This window comes from Sphingobium chungbukense, assembly GCF_001005725.1.
GTDB lineage: Bacteria > Pseudomonadota > Alphaproteobacteria > Sphingomonadales > Sphingomonadaceae > Sphingobium > Sphingobium chungbukense.
The window spans coordinates 41,208-56,477 of the sequence record NZ_LBIC01000012.1 but is presented as its reverse complement, the minus strand read 5'-3'; the positions used below and the strand labels follow the sequence as shown (position 1 = coordinate 56,477).

Genomic DNA, 15,270 nt, shown 5'->3' with positions numbered 1-15,270 from the left:
AGAGCCAGCAACAGTCGGAACCTAAATCCTGCATCGATGACCGGCGACAAAGTCCGGCATCGAGCAGGAGAATTGATATGAGTTTGACCCTTATCGCGATGGCGGCCGCTGCCGCCACGCATACCGTTCAGATCGACCATGGCGGAACCCCGGTGCAGGCAAGCTATACCGCCCGTCCCGAATTCCGGACGAAGACCGTCGGCGCGAAAACCCCGAACCGGATGGATATGCAACGTTGCCAGTGGACAGCGACGATCGTCGTCGACCGGGCGCTGAGCCATGGCCCTGCGCTCAGCCGCACGATTTCCAGCGACAAGCAGTTTTCGGGCAGCGAGCATGGCGCTTGCACGCCGGGCCGCCAGTCGGGCGAGCGCAATCTGGCCCAGCATGAAGGCAGGATTCGCGACCATCTGATCGCGGTTGCCGAGGCGGACCGGGCGCCGTTGCTGGCCGAACTCGATGCCGTACGCAAACTTGCCTCGAACTGAAAAGCGGATAGCGCTGGCGTGCACCCTGATGGGTTGCGCCAGCGCCGGTCCGGCCTTCGCGCAATATGCGGACGGCGTTTCGGCGACGGTCGAGATCGCAAGCGAAGAGCGGCGCCGTGGGCTCAGTTGGAGCGATGGCGATCCGGTGCTGCGCGGCACGCTGTCCGTGCCCGTGGCGGAGGGTCTGAGCCTGGAAGGCACGGCCGTATCGCTATGGGGCGACGAGCGGCATGGCGGGGCTGACGCCGTGCTTGATCTGGGCGCAGCCCATGTGCGGCAGATCGGCGGGTGGCGGCTGTCCGCCGAGGGACGCTATCATCTGTTTCCGGGGGCTTCGGGGCAGGGCTATGGCGAAATCGGCGCGGGGGCGGGATTCCTGATCGGGCCGGCCAGCGTCGATCTGAACGCAAGCTATGCGCCCCGGCAATCGTCGTTAGGAGGGGATAATCTCTATCTCTCGGCGACGGTGGCGACGGGCCTGCCGGGGACGCCTCTTACCCTTTCGGCGCGGATCGGACGGTCTTCAGGCGAGGTCCGCGATCCCGTCCAAGCGGCACGGCTGCGACCGGAAGGGACCTATTGGGACCATGGGATCAATGTCGACTATCTGATGGACCGTTGGTTCGTCGGGTTGCGCTACGCCAATAGCAGCATTGACGGGCCGGGCAGCCGCCATGCCGGGGCAAGCCTGATCGGTCGGGTGGGCCTAAGCCTTTAGCGCCAGGGTCACCAGGTCGGCGGAAGAGACGCCTGCGGAGCGCAGGAAGCCCTGATAATAGTCGCAGCCCTCGCGGGCGAGGAGATCGAGCTGCTGTTCGGTCTCCACCCCCTCCGCGATGACGCTGAGGCCCAGCGACTTCGCCATGTGGATGACGCCGCGCACGATGATGCGGTCGCGCGCGGTTCCGGCGATGTCCTGCGCCAGGCCGCTGTCGATCTTGAGATAATCGAGCGGCAGGCTCTTCAGATAGGCAAGGCTGGAATAGCCGGTGCCGAAATCGTCCACCGCCACCGCCAGCCCCTCTGCGCGCAGCGCTGTGAGAAGCGCCGTGGCATTGTCGACATCCTCGATCAGGCCGCTTTCGGTGATCTCGACCGTCAGGCGCGATCGCGGAAAGCCGCTGGTGTCCACCAGGTTCAGGAATTGCGGCATGAAGCCGGGCTGGGCGATGTCCTCCGCCGTGACGTTGAGCGAAAGGCGCAGATGCGACAGCGCGCGCGGCCAGTTCGCCGCCTGACGCAAGGCTTCGGCCTGGATATGCGCCGAAAGCGGGAGCATGTAATCGGAACGTTCCGCCGTCGCGAACAAGATGCCCGCCCCGAGCGCCCCATATTGCGGATGATTCCAGCGGGCGAGCGCCTCCACCCCGGTCATATGTTCGCCGCCCACCGGATATTGGGGCTGGAACAATATGCCGATCTCGCCCCGGTGAAGCGCCAGGCGCAGGTCGGTTTCGAGCTGGTCCGCGTCGACCTGGCGGCTGCGCCTTTCGGCGGAGAAGATGCGGATACCCTCTCCCCCACCCCGCCGCGCATCGGCCAGGGCAGTTCCCGCGCGGCGGATGAGATTGGTAGCGTCGTCGTCGGGGCGCGACTGGGCGATGCCGCAGCGAGCGGTGAGACGGATCAGATGGTCGCCCGCGCTGAACGGGCGGCCGATGGCCCCGATCAACTGCCGCGCCAGGAAGGTGGCGCGATCAGCGGTCGCAGCCTCACCGGTCAGGCCGATGAGGAACTCCGTGCCCGCGATGCGCGCGGCGATGCCGCCTACCGCCATGTCGACGGTCATGCGCTCGATCCGGCGGGCGATGCGACCCAGCAACGCGTCACCGACCACTTGTCCATAGGCCGCATTCATCCGGTCGAACTGGCTGATCGACAGCAGCAGGACGGTGGTCGCCAGCCCCTTGCGCCGGTCGAGCCAGTCGAGCGCAGCCTGACGCGAGCGCAGACCGGTCAGGTCGTCGCGGCCGGTCGCGTCATGGCCATGGGCATCGGACAGCCACTCCACGTCGGCCGCCACCACGCCGTCGATCAGGCGCAGATGATGAACCAGCCGGTCGCCGGGACGGCTCAGGGCTGCGTGGGCAAAGGCTTCCGGACGGCCGGTGCGCATCATGCCGCGCAGCGCCGCGATGACGGAGCGGCGTTCCGCCCGGGGCAAGCGGCGGATGAAGCCCGCCGGGCTGATATGCAGACTATCCAGACCGAGATGGCGCGCGAGATTATCGCTGAGACGGATGCCTGCCCCTTCCCTTTCCCAGAACAGCGCATCGCCCCGCCGGATGCGCTGGGCACGGCGGCTGTGCGTCACCCCGCCGACCAGCCGGTCGACGAGCCGCTGCGCGGAAATGAGGGTGGCGCGCATCGCCTCCTGCGAAAAGGGTGCGGTGCAATAATGGGTGGCCCCTGCCTCCAGCAGCAGCGGCACTTTCGCCAGGTCCCGCTCATCGACCAGCGCGATGAGCGCCCCGCCCCCGGCATCGACCGCCGCGATCAGCGATGCGATCAGCCCGGTGTCGCCATCCCGCACGCCGCGCATGTCGACCAGCGCGATCTGGGCATCGCTGTGCAGGAAACGTTGCGCGGCGTCCGTCGCGCGCCGGGCCGCGATGACGCGCCAGCCGGCCTGCCGCACCGCCTGCGACAGGCCGTCGCGATCGCCCGGCGACAGGATGAAAAGGCTGCGTTGTCCGTCCAATGCGGTTTCACCGCTCACATGATGCTCCTTGGGACGGTCCATCGCCCCTTCCTACCCTCTATCGGTTACCGACCTGTTCACGTTGCTGCAACCGGTGGCACTTGCACCGTGCATGCCCATCGCCTAGCTAGGAAAAATGGAGACGGTCGATAAGGGCAAGGTCGATCCGGGGCGCAGGGCGATGACCGACGCACTCGGCCGCCGGATCAGCTATTTGCGGATTTCGGTGACGGACCGCTGCGACCTGCGCTGCCGCTATTGCATGGCGGAGCGGATGCAATTCCTGCCGAAGAACCAGGTGCTGACACTGGAGGAGATCGCGCTGTTGGCCGACCTCTTCATCGCGCGGGGCGTGCGCCGGATCAGGTTGACGGGTGGGGAACCGCTGGTGCGGCGGGATATCGTCGATCTGGTGCGACGGATCGGCCGGCATCTGGGCGGCGGACTGGACGAGGTGACGCTGACCACCAACGGCACGCGGCTGGCACAGCATGCGCAGGCATTGGCCGATGCGGGCGTCCGGCGGATCAATGTCAGCCTGGACAGCCGCGATCCCGATCGCTTCGCCCATGTAACGCGGGGCGGCGATGTCCGGACCGTCGTTGACGGGCTGAATGCGGCGCGGGATGCGGGTCTGTCCGTCAAGATCAATATGGTGGCGCTCAAAGGGATCAACGAGGATGAGATCCTGCCGATGCTGCATTGGTGCAACGGCGAAGGTTTCGACCTGACGCTGATCGAGACGATGCCGCTGGGCGAGACAGGGGAGGATCGAACCGACCATTATCTGCCGCTGACGCAGGTGGCCGACTCCATCTGGCGACATCACATGCTGACCCCGCTCTCGCATCGCACAGGGGGACCGGCGCGCTACCATGCGGTCGAGGGGATGACGGCGCGGCTGGGGCTGATCACGCCACTTACCAACAATTTCTGCGCGGACTGCAACCGCATGCGCATGACCTGCGAGGGCAAGATCTTCATGTGCCTGGGCCATGAGGACCATGTCGACCTGAAGACCGCCTTCCGTGAAGGCGGGCTGGACGCGGTGGAACCGCTGATCGACCGCGCCCTGCGGCTGAAACCTGCAAGACATGATTTCCGCATCGGGGCGGACGCGCCGCCGGCGGCGGTGCGGCGCCACATGAGCGTGACTGGCGGATGACGCACGAGGTTCGGCGCGCTCTGGTCGCCTCCCCCACTCCGGCCGCCAAGGCGGCGGAGGAAAGGCTGCGCGCTGCCTATGATTTCGTGCCGGTGGAACAGGCCGACATGATCATTGCGCTGGGCGGCGACGGCTTCATGCTCCAGACGCTGCACTCCATGCTGGAAGGGCGCAAGATCCTGCCGGTGTTCGGCATGAACCTGGGCACGGTCGGATTTTTGATGAACGAATGGCGGCTGGAACGGCTGGAGCAGCGGATCGAGGCCGCCAAGCCGTTCAAGGTCAATCCGCTGCGCATGACCGTCGATACGGTGGATGGCGAGCGCTTCTCCATTCCGGCGATCAACGAGGTGTCGCTGCTGCGCGAGACCCGCCAGACCGCCAAGCTGGAGGTGAAGGTCAACGACCGGACCGTGTTGCCCGAACTGGTGTGCGACGGCGTGCTGGTGGCGACGCCGGCCGGATCGACGGCCTATAATCTGTCAGCGCATGGGCCGATCCTGCCGCTGGGGTCGGCGCTGGTGGCGCTGACGCCGATCAGCCCCTTCCGTCCCCGACGCTGGCGCGGCGCGATCCTGCCGGAGAATACCGCGATCCAGTTCACCATCCTCGATCCGGTGAAGCGCCCGGTCAGCGCCGTGGCTGACCAGCGCGAAGTTCGCGACATCGCGCAGGTCGAGGTGAAGATCGACCGCGCGACGCCACTGACGCTACTGTTCGACCCCGAACATACGCTGGACGACCGGATTGCGGCGGAACAGTTCATCGCGTAATTTTTCCGACATTTGGCGCTTGCCATGATCGGAAAGCCGCTGCTATAGGCGCGGCCTGCCCGACGGAAGCCGGGTTGCTCCCCGATAGCTCAGCGGTAGAGCATTCGACTGTTAATCGAATGGCCGTAGGTTCGAATCCTACTCGGGGAGCCACTTCCTCCACATTCCGACAACCGGTTTCGCGCTGGGAATCACTCCAGGCCGAGCCGCGCCTTAATGCGGCTGCGCGAAGCGTCGAGGAAGGCGAAGGCCGCTTGATCGTCCAGCATGGATCGCGCCAGCGTCATCGCCCCGACCATCTCCGCCAGCACGGAACTGGCCAGTTCTTCGCTGTCGGTCTTGCCCATGGTCGCCAGTGCCGCCGACATCCGGTCGCGGAAACGCTTCACGCCCGCCTCGAAACGTTCCCGTGCGGGTGTGGGCATCCGCCCCGCCTCGCCCGCCAGACCCGGCAGCGGGCACCCCTTCTCGACACGTCGATAGGCACCTTCCGACAGATAGAAGTCGATCAATCCGGCAAGGTCGGGTTCTCCGTCCAGGAAATGGGCGAGCATCATCGAGCTATCCTCGAACGTGCGACCGACGGCGTGCGCGACCAGATCGTCGCGTGATGCGAAATGAGCATAGAAGCCGCCATGGGTCAGGCCAGCCCGCTTCATCAGGTCGGCGACGCTGATCCCCTGGGTTCCGCCGGTGCGGATCGCTCCAGCCGCTTCTTCCAGAATACGGGCCCGTGTCTTTGCCTTATGCGCGCTCTTGTCGGCCATCGCCGTTCAAACCTCCTGATAACCACCGCCCAATGCCCGGATCGCCGCCACCGAGGCGCGCGCTTCCCCGGCGCGTGCCTCTACAAGACGATCCGACGCCGCAAGCAGCATCCTATCTGCATCCAACAGCTCGATCAGCGCAACCGCTCCGCTTTCATAGGCCGATTGCGCCTGGGCGCGCGCCTGACGGAGCACGGCGACCTGCCGTTCCAAGGTCGTGACCTCATTGCGGCCCTCGGCAAGACGGACGAAGGCGTTTTCCACATCCTCCGTCGCATGGAGGACAGTGGAGCGATAGAGCGCCAGCGCCTCCGCCTCCCCGCCCCGCGCTCCGGCAACCTCGGCATCGACACGACCAAAATCGAACAACCGCCAGCGCAGGCCAAGGCCGCCCGATGCCTGCACTGCGTCGCCCGCGAACAAAGCTGCCGTACCCACGCTGGCGAAGCCAAGCAGACCGCCGAGCGACAATTTGGGGTAATAGTCCGCCAAGGCCGCGCCGATGCGCGCATTGGCGGCAGCGACTCGGCGTTCCGCAGCGACCACGTCCGGGCGGCGGCGCATCAAATCAGCCGGATTGGCACTGCCGGTGGGGATGATAGCCGCCGGGATCGGCGTGGCGGAAAACAGATCGGCACGGCCACTGCCGGCCTGTTGCCCCATCAGCACGTCGAGCCGGTTGACCTGTCCCGCTATCGCCATGCGCAAGGGCACGAGCGAGGCCTCTACCCCCTCGGCATCGCCCATGGCGCGGTTGAGGTCGCGGTCGGCGGATAGGCCCTGGACCACCCGTTGCCGGATGAGATCCGTGAGCGCGCGTTGCACCGCAAGCTGCCTTTCCGCAACATCGAGCCGCGCCTGCAGCCCGCGCAGTTGCAGATAGGCGTCGACCGTTTCCGCCACCACGCTGAGCCGCACGGCGGCTTCATCGGCGGTGCTGGCCTGCAAGCCCGCAACCGCCGCCTGACGCTGCCGAGCGAGGCCGCCGAACAGGTCTATTTCCCAACTTGCCTGCGCGCCCAGCTCATAAAGCTCATAGCCGCGCGGGAAACCGAGCTGGTTCGCCGCCGCGCCGAAGGGCGAATGCAGCGACTGGCTAGCGCTGCTCGCTGATCCGGCCGCGCCGATCGCGGGCAAGAGCGCCGCGCCCGCCGCCTTCGCCGCCGCTCGCGATTGCGCGATGCGGGCGCTGGCGGCGGCGATGTCGAGATTTTGCGCCAGCACCTTGTCGACGATGCGGTCGAGCAGCGGATCGTCGAAACGATGCCACCATGTCGCGTCCGCCGCCTGCGTGGCGACGGGCGTGGCATAGGTCGGAGTCAGAACCGTAGCGGGGCGCTGATAATCCGGTCCCACTGTGCAGGCCGACAGGGCCGTGGTGAGCAACAACAGGGAGGCAAGGCGCATCATTTTCTCCATCAATGGGCGGCCGCTTCGGACGGCGGTGGCTGGGTGCCGGGCGCCTGGCGGCAGAAGGGGACGAGGATCAGGGCGGCGAGGAACATCCAGGCCATGATGCGGAAGACATCGTCGAACGCGAGAGTCAGTGCCTCTCGGCCGACGACCCGCGCCATCAGGCCCTGTGCCGTAAGGGCGGCCTGTGCAGGATCGGGGACCACGGCGCCGATCCTGGCGGTCAGCGCCGCCAGCGTCTCGCCCGCCTCATGCCCATTATGGCCGAGGGCTTCGCCGATGCGCGCGACGGCGGTTCGGGCATTGTCCTGCAACCAGGTGTTGACCACCGCGATGCCGACCGCGCCGCCCAGATTGCGCATCAGGTTGAACAGGCCCGAGGCCGCGCCCAGTTCGGCGGGCGGAAAGGCGGAAAGCGCCATGTTCACGCTCGGTACGATGCACAGCATGAGGGCAAGACCGCGCACGGCCTGGGGCAGCGCCAGTTCCCAGAAACCCCAGTTGCTGGTCATGGATGAGGTCAGCCAGAGACTGCCGGCGAACAGGCTCAATCCCGCGGTGATCATCCAGCGCATGTCGATCCGCTGGCTGAGCGTCGCGGCGATGAAAGTGCTCATGAGTTGGGCAAGACCGACCACGAACACCGTCGTGCCGATCTGGAGCGAATCGTAACCGCGCACCCGCGCCAGATAGACCGGCACGAGATAGACCGACGCATACATGCCGAAGCCGATGACGAGATTGAACAGGCAGGCGAAGGCGAAGATCGGCTTGCGGAACGGGCGCAACGTCACGACCGGATTGGTCGAGAAAAAGGCCCGCTCGAGGAACAGGACAAAGCCCACGAAGGACAGCCAGGCGGCAATGGCGATCGCGGGTTCGCCGAACCAGTCCTTGCGCGGCCCTTCCTCCAGCACATATTCCAGGCCCGCGAGGAATATCGCCATGGCCGTGAAATGGCTCCAGTCGATGCTGCGGAACAGCGACGGCCTGGCCTTGTCCACACGGATCACCACGATCGACAAGCTGGTCACGACGATGCCGGGCAGGATGTTGATGAAGAACAGCCAGCGCCAGTCGAACGCGTTGGTGATGAGGCCGCCCGCCGTGGGGCCGGCGGTAGGCGCGATCACCGCGACCGTACCCAGGATCGCGGGAATCATCGCCCGCTGCTTCCCCGAAAAGATGCTGAAGCCCACCGCGAACACCAGCGGCACCATCGCCCCGCCCGTAAACCCCTGCATCGCGCGAAAGGCGATCATCGATTCGATGTTCCAGGCAAGACCACACAGCAGGCTGGAGACAGTGAACAGTCCCGCCGACAGGGCGAACAGCCAGCGCGTCGACATCGCCCGCGCCAGATAGGCGGAGAGCGGGATCATGACGAGTTCCGCCATCAGATAGGCGGTCTGCACCCAGCTCACCTCGTCGGGACCGGCCGCAAGGCCCGCCTGCACCTCATTCAGCGAGGCGGAGACAATCTGGATGTCGAACAGGGCCATGAACTGCCCGAAGGCCATCACCCCGAAGATCAGGAACTTGCGTGCGTCGGGCATGGCCGACGGATTGTCCGACCAGTCCCGACCCAATGCGCGCAGCCGTGAAGCGAAGCTGGTCATGAGAATTTATGTTCCGCCCTAGACAAATGATATTCATCATATATATGACAGTCATAATATTTATGCAATGGGGTCAGGAACCGGACCATGCGGACAGACACGATCGAAAACAGGGTCATCGAACTGGAAGAGAGACCAGATCGCCCAGAGGCGTCGCATCAGGCCGGGCCCCCGGCACCGGCGGAGCCCAGAGTGCCGCGGGTCGTGCTCATGTCCGCCGCGGCCGTAGCGGTGGCGCTGGGCGGCACGGCATGGCTCACATCCCGCCCCTCGGCCGAATCGACCGACGACGCCTATATCGCCGCCGACACCACCAGCGTCGCGCCCAAGATACGCGGGCTGGTCGAGGCGGTGCTGGTGCGCGACAACCAGACCGTCCATCGCGGGGACCCGCTGGTGCGCATCGATCCGGAGGAATTCGATGCGCGCGTCGTCTCGGCTCAAGCGGATCTGGCCGGCGCCGACGCCGCCGTGGCGGATGCCCGCGCCGCCCTCATCAGCCTCCATGCGGAGGAACGGCTTGCCACCGCCAACATCGCCGCCACGCGCACGGCGATCCGGGCGACCGATGCCGAAGCGGGACGCAGCGATGTCGACCGCCGCCGTTATGAGGCGCTGGTCGCGACCGGCGCCGTCGCCCGTGCGGAGGCCGACCGCTATCGTACCGCTGCGATCGGCGCGCGGCAGGGTGCGGCTCGGGCACGCGCCGACCTGATCGTCGCCGAGCGGCAGGCGGGCGTCACCTCGGCCCGCCGGGGAACGCTCGACGCGGCGCTCGCCAAAGCGGTCGCCCAGCGCCGCCGCGCCGCCGCAGCCTTCGACCTCGCCCGGCAGGACCAGCGGCACACGCTGGTCCGCGCGCCCATCAACGGTGTGGTCGGCAACCGGCAGGCTCGGGTCGGCGACTATGTGCAGGCAGGATCACGCCTGCTCTCGCTGGTGCCGCTCCACGATCTTTATGTGATCGCCAACTTCAAGGAGACTCAGACGCGCGACATGCGCATCGGCCAGCCCGTTTCGATCGACGTGGATGCGCTGCGCGGCAATGCGCTCAAGGGCCATGTAGAAAGCTTCGCGCCCGGCTCCGGCTCTTCTTTCGCGCTGCTGCCCTTCGAACCGGGCACCGGCAACTTCACCAAGATCGTCCAGCGTGTGCCGGTGCGTATCCGCCTCGACCCGGACCAGGCCGGCCTCGCCTCCCTGCGCCCCGGCCTGTCGGTCACGGCGCGCGTCCGCCTTTCCCAATGATCATCATGCAAGGAGTTATGAATATGGCACAATCGGAAAAAGGGACCGCTCTCATCACGGGCGCGTCCACCGGTATCGGCGCGGTCTATGCGGACCGGCTGGCGAAGCGCGGCTTCGATCTCGTCCTCGTCGCACGGGACCAACCGCGGCTCGACGCCCTTGCCGGGCGTTTGCGCGACCAAAGCGGCGTATCGGTGGAGGTCATCGCGGCGGACCTGACCGCCGAGGCCGATCTGAAGACTGTCGAGAGCCGCCTCGCCACGGGCGACATCACGCTGCTGGTCAACAATGCGGGCATGTCGCTCAATGGCGGGCTGCTGGACAACGACGCGGCCACGCTTTCCCGGATCATCGCCCTAAATGTGATGGCCACCACGCGTCTCGCATCGGCCGCAGGCAAGGCGTTCCTCGCGGCGGGCGGCGGCGCGATCATCAACCTCTCCTCCGTGCTGGCGCTGGCGCCGGAGAGTTTCGACGGCGTCTATAGCGGCACCAAGGCGTTCCTGCTCAACCTCAGCCAGTCCATGGCCGCGCAACTCGAAGGCCGGAATATCCGCGTACAGGCGGTCCTTCCGGGCGCAACCCGCACGGAGATATGGGAGAGATCGGGGAAGGACGTCGATGCTTTGCCGGAAGGCTTCGTGATGGAGGTCGACGACCTCGTCGATGCGGCACTGACCGGCTTCGATCGCGGCGAGACGGTGACCATCCCCCCGCTGCCGGACGAGGGCCAATGGACGGCCTTGCAGGAGGCGAGGCTCACCATGGGTCCCAATCTTTCGAAAAGCGACGTAGCGCCACGTTACCGGGCCGCCCAAGCCTGATCGTTGAGGACAGCCAGGCTCCAGCGAGCCTAGCTGTCGTCGCTTTTGAAGCGCGTGCTCTTTTTGCATTTTTTCTGGCCCAAGCCGATCGAAGCCCTTGCCATTTCAGCAGGGCGGCGGCATATGCGCGACCTGCCCGGCGGAAGCCGGGTTGCTCCCCGATAGCTCAGCGGTAGAGCATTCGACTGTTAATCGAATGGCCGTAGGTTCGAATCCTACTCGGGGAGCCACTTCCGCCCGTCCGGCGGGCAGGAAATAGCTGGATTTCATGACATTGGAGATGGACGCGTCGGCCCGATCATCGCCGGATTGCGCGCCGTAAAGCGCGCACTCCGCCTTGCGGCCCTGACTGCGCCTCCTGGGAGCAGTCCCTAACGGGAGGCGTATTGACGACCGCGGGTCGCGATCGCCCAGCGCTGCGGCGTGGCGTCGGCCGCATTCTCACGCACGAAGCACTGACCGCGGCGGGCCTGGATGGCCCGGCACAGCGCAACCGCTTCGGCACGGTCGTCAAAGCCGCTGACGGCCAGACGCGCGAACGTCGCGCCGTTCACCGTGATCTGGCTGGTCAGCACCGGCAGGCTTGCCAGCGCGCCGTTTCGACGGGCCATGGCGACCCATTTTTCCTTGGCGATGGCGGCATTGTCATAGGCTCCAAGCTGCACCACCCAATTGCTGTTGCCCTTGCCATCGGTGCGGAAGGCCAACTGCCGGGCACGGGCGGGCGCGGCCATGGGCGCCGGAGCTGCCGCCTGGCGCGGCCTGGCGGTGCCGGCTGCGGCGACGCGTACCGGAGTCGCAATGGCCTGGATCATCGGAGCCGGCACTTCTGCAACAGCCTGCTGCGGGGCAGCAGCAGGTGCGGGAGCGGCAGCAGCCACCTCGACAGGCGCGGCTTCCTGTGTCTGTTCGGCAGGCGCCGATGCGGCCATCTGGACCGGCGCCGGATCGGGTGCCAGCGCAAGCGCCACCGGCTGTCCCATATCGGCGCCATCGATCGTCACGCCCATCAGCGCAGCGACGCGCTGGGCAGGCTGACCGGGGATCGCGGTCTGTGCCCATTGGGTGATGCGTTCATTGGCGGCGAGCGGATCGAGGTCGAAACCCGCCAGCATCCGTGCATCCTTCCACCGGCCAGCCAGCGCGTAGGCATAGGCCAGATTCTGACGGGTCTGCGCGGTGGCGGAAGGATCATGGATGACCTGGGAAAGGATGCGAACGCCTTCCTCCGCATTCCCGGCCATCGCCATGGCCAGACCATAGTCGGCAGCGGGAACCGTATCGGCATGATTGGCAAGCAGGTCGCGCGCAGCACGATCCTTGCCCAGCGCGGCCTGAACCAGTGCCAGGGTGATGATCGTGCGAGCATCGCGATTGCCGAGCGTCATGGCATCCGCCAAAGCGGCTTCCGCCGAAACGAAACGGCCACTCGCGACATAGGCACGGCCTAGCAACTGGCGGTAGCGGGCGTCATGGGGAGCCGCCTCAACGGCGGCTTCCGCAGCCTGGACCGCGCGGGCGCCATCACGGTCGGCCAGTGCCTTCTCGACATTTGCCGCCAGACGATCCGGGCTCTGCCGCGGCGCGGCGGCCGTAGGATGGAAGGCCGCTCCCGTACATCCCACCATGGTCGTGCCGATCAGCATCGATGCGACCGCTGCCTTTGCGAAAGCCTTGCGCTTCATGGATGTGCCGTTCCTTAATTGTCGCCGCGGGCGCGCGGAAGCTGTTGGGCCAGCCGGTCGATTTCCGGTAAACCGCTCAGGAAAGAGTCGAGGGCTTCGGTCACCATCTGCTGCGCCGAACGGCCGACAATGGCGCTGGCGAGGCGCAGCTTCAGATGGCGGTCGGCGTCGAGCCGCAGGGTGAACGCGGCTTTGCGTCCCTTCGCAACGGCAGAGGTGCGGACCTGGGAGGCCTTTTTGGGCTTCGCCACCTTGGTAGGGGCCTTGGCTGGGATACTGGCTTCCGCGATACGTTCGGCCAGTTCCTCGCGTTCGGCCACGACCGGGGGAACCGGCGCAGCGGTCGGGACCGCCGTCATCGGCGTCAGGCCAGCGACGGAACGCGGTTCGACCGGAGCCGGTTCGGGCTGAGTGACGTCGAAGCCCATGTCGTTCCAGCCCAGATCCTCCTGAAGCGCGTTCGCTCCGGAGGTGAGGCCAAAGCCCAGCACCGGACGGCGCATGGCGGGCTGGGCCGCGCCCTTGCGCGCCAGCAGGCCCGAGGTCAGCGAGGCGAGAGGTTTCGGTTCGGCCATGTCTTTCCGCTCCCCTTACTGTGCGATCCGGCGGCCGAAGCCACCGCTTGCCGGACGGACCGTCCCTGCCGTACCCACGGCATTGTGCGGAACCGAGAAGACGGTACGGCGGAAATTCTTTTCCAGCCGGTCGGATATATAGGTCCAGAGCTGCGTCACTTCGGCGGCGGAGCGACCATTGGGATCGACCTCCATCACCGTGCGGCCATCGATCATCGAGGCGGCGAAATCCGTGCGATGGTGCAGCGTGACCGGGGCAACCGTGCCGTGCTGAGAGAGGGCGACGGCGGCTTCGGAAGTGATGCGCGCCTTGGGGGTGGCGGCGTTGACCACGAAGATCAGCGGCTTGCCCGCACGTTCGCAAAGATCGACCGTGGCACCCACGGCGCGCAGGTCGTGCGGGCTGGGGCGGGTCGGGACGACGATCAGCTCGGCGACCGAAATGACGCTCTGGATGGCCATGGTGATCGCCGGTGGCGTGTCGATGACCGCGAGCTTGAAGCCCTGCTGGCGGAGGATTTCAAGGTCGGCGGCAAGGCGTGCCACGGTGGTCTGGGCAAAGGCGGGATATTCGGCCTCGCGCTCGTTCCACCAGTCGGCCAGCGAGCCCTGCGGATCGATGTCGATCAACACGACCGGACCGGCGCCCGCCATTTGAGCCTGAACGGCCAGATGACCCGACAGGGTCGTCTTGCCCGACCCCCCTTTTTGCGATGCCAATGCCAATATGCGCACGCAGCTTCCCCCAGAAAATCCTATTGCGTGGAAGGAGTGCCACAGCCGCGCCTAAGAATTGGTTAATCCAGGCGGAAGCGTGATGAGCGCGGAAAAAAGCGATATTCTTGACGCTAAGTCGCTATTAACCTTGTTCCCGCATAGGATGGACAGAATCCATGGGAGCATGAGCATGAAGCGTATCTGGGGCGTGATGGCCGCTGGAACGATTTTGGGTCTGGCATCTCCGCTGCTGGCCGATGTAAAAAAAGGCGTCGACGCCTGGCAGCAGGGCGATTACGGCAAGGCAGTAACGGAATGGCAGCCGCTGGCACAGGCCGGCGATCCCGATGCGCAGTTCAACATGGGACAGGCCTATAAGCTGGGCCGCGGCGTGAAAGCCGATCCTGCCACCGCGATCAACTGGTATCGCAAGGCCGCTGCGCAGGGCCATTCGCGCGCCGAGGATAATCTTGGCCTGCTGATGTTCCAGCAAGGCGACCGGGCGGGTGCCCTGCCCTATTTGCAGCATGCCGCCGACCGGGGGGAACCGCGGGCGCAATATATCGTCGGCACGGCGATGTTCAACGGCGACCTGACGGCAAAGAACTGGGTGCGCGCCTATGCGTTGATGACCCGGGCGTCGGATTCCGGGCTGGCGCAGGCGACGACCAGCCTTCGCCAGATGGACAAGTTCATTCCACAGGATCAGCGGAATGACGGCATCGCCCTGGCGCGGTCCATGGCACAAAAGGCCATGCAGGGCAGCGACGAGCCGAGGCAGGAGATGCCTGTGTCGCGCGAAACTCCCAAGCCGTTGCGGACCGCTGCATTGCCGCCTTCCAGGCCAGCCGAAACGCCCTCTGCGCCCGTGGCGGCTCCCACGCCCAAAGCCGCGCCCGCACCCGCACCCGCACCCAGGGTGGCGACGGCAAAACCGTCTGCTCCCAAGGTCGAGACGCCGAGCGCAGCCAATGGCGGCGGTTGGCGGGTACAGATCGGCGCATTCAGCGCCGAAGCGCGGGCGCGGACATTGTGGAGCCAGCTCAGCGGCAAGGTCAAAGGCCTTTCGGGCTATCAACCCTACATCTTGACGGCTGGCGGCGTGACCCGCTTGCAGGCCGGGCCGCTGGCGAGCGGCGCCGATGCCGCCAAGCTGTGCGGCGCGATCAAGGCGGCTGGCGCCGAATGCATGCCCAAGAAGATGTGAGGAACCTTGCCGAGAAGAGGTTGGAATTCTCTCTCATGGGGCAAGTGTCATAGACAGTGCTGGGTGCCGAGAAAGTCGAGCGACTTTT

Annotated in this window: 14 protein-coding genes and 2 tRNA genes; 9 read left to right on the top strand and 7 right to left on the bottom strand. The window is 66.2% G+C overall.

From position 1 onward, the window contains the following. The first annotated feature begins 77 nt into the window (after positions 1–77). Together YP76_RS21625 and YP76_RS21620 are read left to right on the top strand one after the other, a co-directional pair. On the top strand, positions 78–488 hold the full coding sequence (locus YP76_RS21625) for a hypothetical protein (RefSeq protein ID WP_046765671.1): 411 nt from the start codon (positions 78–80) through the stop codon (positions 486–488). Continuing rightward, positions 475–1,206: a TorF family putative porin gene (locus YP76_RS21620; RefSeq protein WP_046765670.1), complete on the top strand. Its 732-nt coding sequence runs from the start codon at positions 475–477 to the stop codon at positions 1,204–1,206. Before YP76_RS21625 ends, YP76_RS21620 begins: the two co-directional genes overlap by 14 nt. On the opposite strand, the gene YP76_RS21615 is transcribed toward YP76_RS21620, so the two are convergent. Continuing rightward, the gene (locus tag YP76_RS21615; protein ID WP_046765669.1) at positions 1,195–3,231 is read right to left on the bottom strand and encodes a putative bifunctional diguanylate cyclase/phosphodiesterase; all 2,037 of its coding nucleotides are present in this window, start codon (positions 3,229–3,231) and stop codon (positions 1,195–1,197) included. The two genes, YP76_RS21620 and YP76_RS21615, sit on opposite strands and share 12 nt — an antisense overlap. A gap of 94 nt (positions 3,232–3,325) precedes the next feature. Between YP76_RS21615 and moaA the strand changes: the two genes are divergently transcribed. The 3 genes from moaA (at position 3,326) to YP76_RS21600 (ending at position 5,280) form a co-directional block, all read left to right on the top strand. Then, entirely contained in the window at positions 3,326–4,354 is a 1,029-nt protein-coding gene (moaA, locus tag YP76_RS21610) for a GTP 3',8-cyclase MoaA (protein WP_046765668.1), read from the top strand. Continuing rightward, positions 4,351–5,127: an NAD kinase gene (locus YP76_RS21605; RefSeq protein WP_046765667.1), complete on the top strand. Its 777-nt coding sequence runs from the start codon at positions 4,351–4,353 to the stop codon at positions 5,125–5,127. Before moaA ends, YP76_RS21605 begins: the two co-directional genes overlap by 4 nt. Before the next feature lie 78 nt (positions 5,128–5,205). Continuing rightward, positions 5,206–5,280: transfer RNA gene (locus tag YP76_RS21600), tRNA-Asn, on the top strand. Between the two features lie 38 nt (positions 5,281–5,318). Here YP76_RS21600 and YP76_RS21595 read toward each other — a convergent pair. From YP76_RS21595 to YP76_RS21585, 3 genes are read right to left on the bottom strand one after another with little or no spacing between them, the layout of a single operon-like run. Continuing rightward, positions 5,319–5,894: a TetR/AcrR family transcriptional regulator gene (locus YP76_RS21595; protein ID WP_046765666.1), complete on the bottom strand. Its 576-nt coding sequence runs from the start codon at positions 5,892–5,894 to the stop codon at positions 5,319–5,321. 6 nt (positions 5,895–5,900) lie between these two features. Further along, the gene (locus tag YP76_RS21590) at positions 5,901–7,304 is read right to left on the bottom strand and encodes an efflux transporter outer membrane subunit (protein WP_052757546.1); all 1,404 of its coding nucleotides are present in this window, start codon (positions 7,302–7,304) and stop codon (positions 5,901–5,903) included. An 8-nt stretch (positions 7,305–7,312) separates the two neighbouring features. Then, positions 7,313–8,926, bottom strand: a complete 1,614-nt coding sequence (locus YP76_RS21585) for a DHA2 family efflux MFS transporter permease subunit (protein WP_052757545.1) — start codon at positions 8,924–8,926, stop codon at positions 7,313–7,315. A 192-nt stretch (positions 8,927–9,118) separates the two neighbouring features. Here YP76_RS21585 and YP76_RS21580 point away from each other — a divergent pair, with 192 nt between their 5' ends. The 3 genes from YP76_RS21580 (at position 9,119) to YP76_RS21570 (ending at position 11,228) form a co-directional block, all read left to right on the top strand. Next, on the top strand, positions 9,119–10,174 hold the full coding sequence (locus tag YP76_RS21580) for an HlyD family secretion protein (protein WP_232307683.1): 1,056 nt from the start codon (positions 9,119–9,121) through the stop codon (positions 10,172–10,174). Between the two features lie 23 nt (positions 10,175–10,197). Beyond that, on the top strand, positions 10,198–10,998 hold the full coding sequence (locus tag YP76_RS21575) for an SDR family NAD(P)-dependent oxidoreductase (protein WP_046765802.1): 801 nt from the start codon (positions 10,198–10,200) through the stop codon (positions 10,996–10,998). Between the two features lie 155 nt (positions 10,999–11,153). Beyond that, positions 11,154–11,228 (top strand) — tRNA-Asn (locus tag YP76_RS21570). A gap of 141 nt (positions 11,229–11,369) precedes the next feature. Here YP76_RS21570 and YP76_RS21565 read toward each other — a convergent pair. Genes YP76_RS21565 through YP76_RS21555 form a run of 3 tightly spaced genes read right to left on the bottom strand, consistent with a single transcriptional unit; the run spans position 11,370 to position 13,993 of the window. Further along, the gene (locus YP76_RS21565) at positions 11,370–12,683 is read right to left on the bottom strand and encodes an SPOR domain-containing protein (protein WP_046765663.1); all 1,314 of its coding nucleotides are present in this window, start codon (positions 12,681–12,683) and stop codon (positions 11,370–11,372) included. Between the two features lie 14 nt (positions 12,684–12,697). Next, positions 12,698–13,258 carry a hypothetical protein gene (locus YP76_RS21560; protein WP_046765662.1) on the bottom strand — a complete coding sequence of 187 codons (561 nt, stop codon included), beginning with the start codon at positions 13,256–13,258 and terminating at the stop codon, positions 12,698–12,700. 15 nt (positions 13,259–13,273) lie between these two features. After that, positions 13,274–13,993, bottom strand: a complete 720-nt coding sequence (locus YP76_RS21555; protein WP_046765661.1) for a ParA family protein — start codon at positions 13,991–13,993, stop codon at positions 13,274–13,276. 172 nt (positions 13,994–14,165) lie between these two features. Between YP76_RS21555 and YP76_RS21550 the strand changes: the two genes are divergently transcribed. Continuing rightward, positions 14,166–15,182, top strand: coding sequence for an SPOR domain-containing protein (locus YP76_RS21550; RefSeq protein WP_456320445.1), 1,017 nt, complete (start codon positions 14,166–14,168; stop codon positions 15,180–15,182). Positions 15,183–15,270 lie beyond the last annotated feature (88 nt).

Excerpts from the sequence above, each read along its gene's own strand:
- YP76_RS21615 (WP_046765669.1), bottom strand. The coding sequence starts at position 3,231 with ATGGACCGTCCCAAGGAGCATCATGTGAGCGGTGAAACCGCATTGGAC.
- moaA (WP_046765668.1), top strand. The coding sequence starts at position 3,326 with ATGGAGACGGTCGATAAGGGCAAGGTCGATCCGGGGCGCAGGGCGATG.
- YP76_RS21595 (WP_046765666.1), bottom strand. The coding sequence starts at position 5,894 with ATGGCCGACAAGAGCGCGCATAAGGCAAAGACACGGGCCCGTATTCTG.
- YP76_RS21560 (WP_046765662.1), bottom strand. The coding sequence starts at position 13,258 with ATGGCCGAACCGAAACCTCTCGCCTCGCTGACCTCGGGCCTGCTGGCG.
- YP76_RS21605 (WP_046765667.1), top strand. The coding sequence starts at position 4,351 with ATGACGCACGAGGTTCGGCGCGCTCTGGTCGCCTCCCCCACTCCGGCC.
- YP76_RS21590 (WP_052757546.1), bottom strand. The coding sequence starts at position 7,304 with ATGATGCGCCTTGCCTCCCTGTTGTTGCTCACCACGGCCCTGTCGGCC.
- YP76_RS21565 (WP_046765663.1), bottom strand. The coding sequence starts at position 12,683 with ATGAAGCGCAAGGCTTTCGCAAAGGCAGCGGTCGCATCGATGCTGATC.
- YP76_RS21625 (WP_046765671.1), top strand. The coding sequence starts at position 78 with ATGAGTTTGACCCTTATCGCGATGGCGGCCGCTGCCGCCACGCATACC.
- YP76_RS21575 (WP_046765802.1), top strand. The coding sequence starts at position 10,198 with ATGGCACAATCGGAAAAAGGGACCGCTCTCATCACGGGCGCGTCCACC.
- YP76_RS21550 (WP_456320445.1), top strand. The coding sequence starts at position 14,166 with ATGAAGCGTATCTGGGGCGTGATGGCCGCTGGAACGATTTTGGGTCTG.
- YP76_RS21585 (WP_052757545.1), bottom strand. The coding sequence starts at position 8,926 with ATGACCAGCTTCGCTTCACGGCTGCGCGCATTGGGTCGGGACTGGTCG.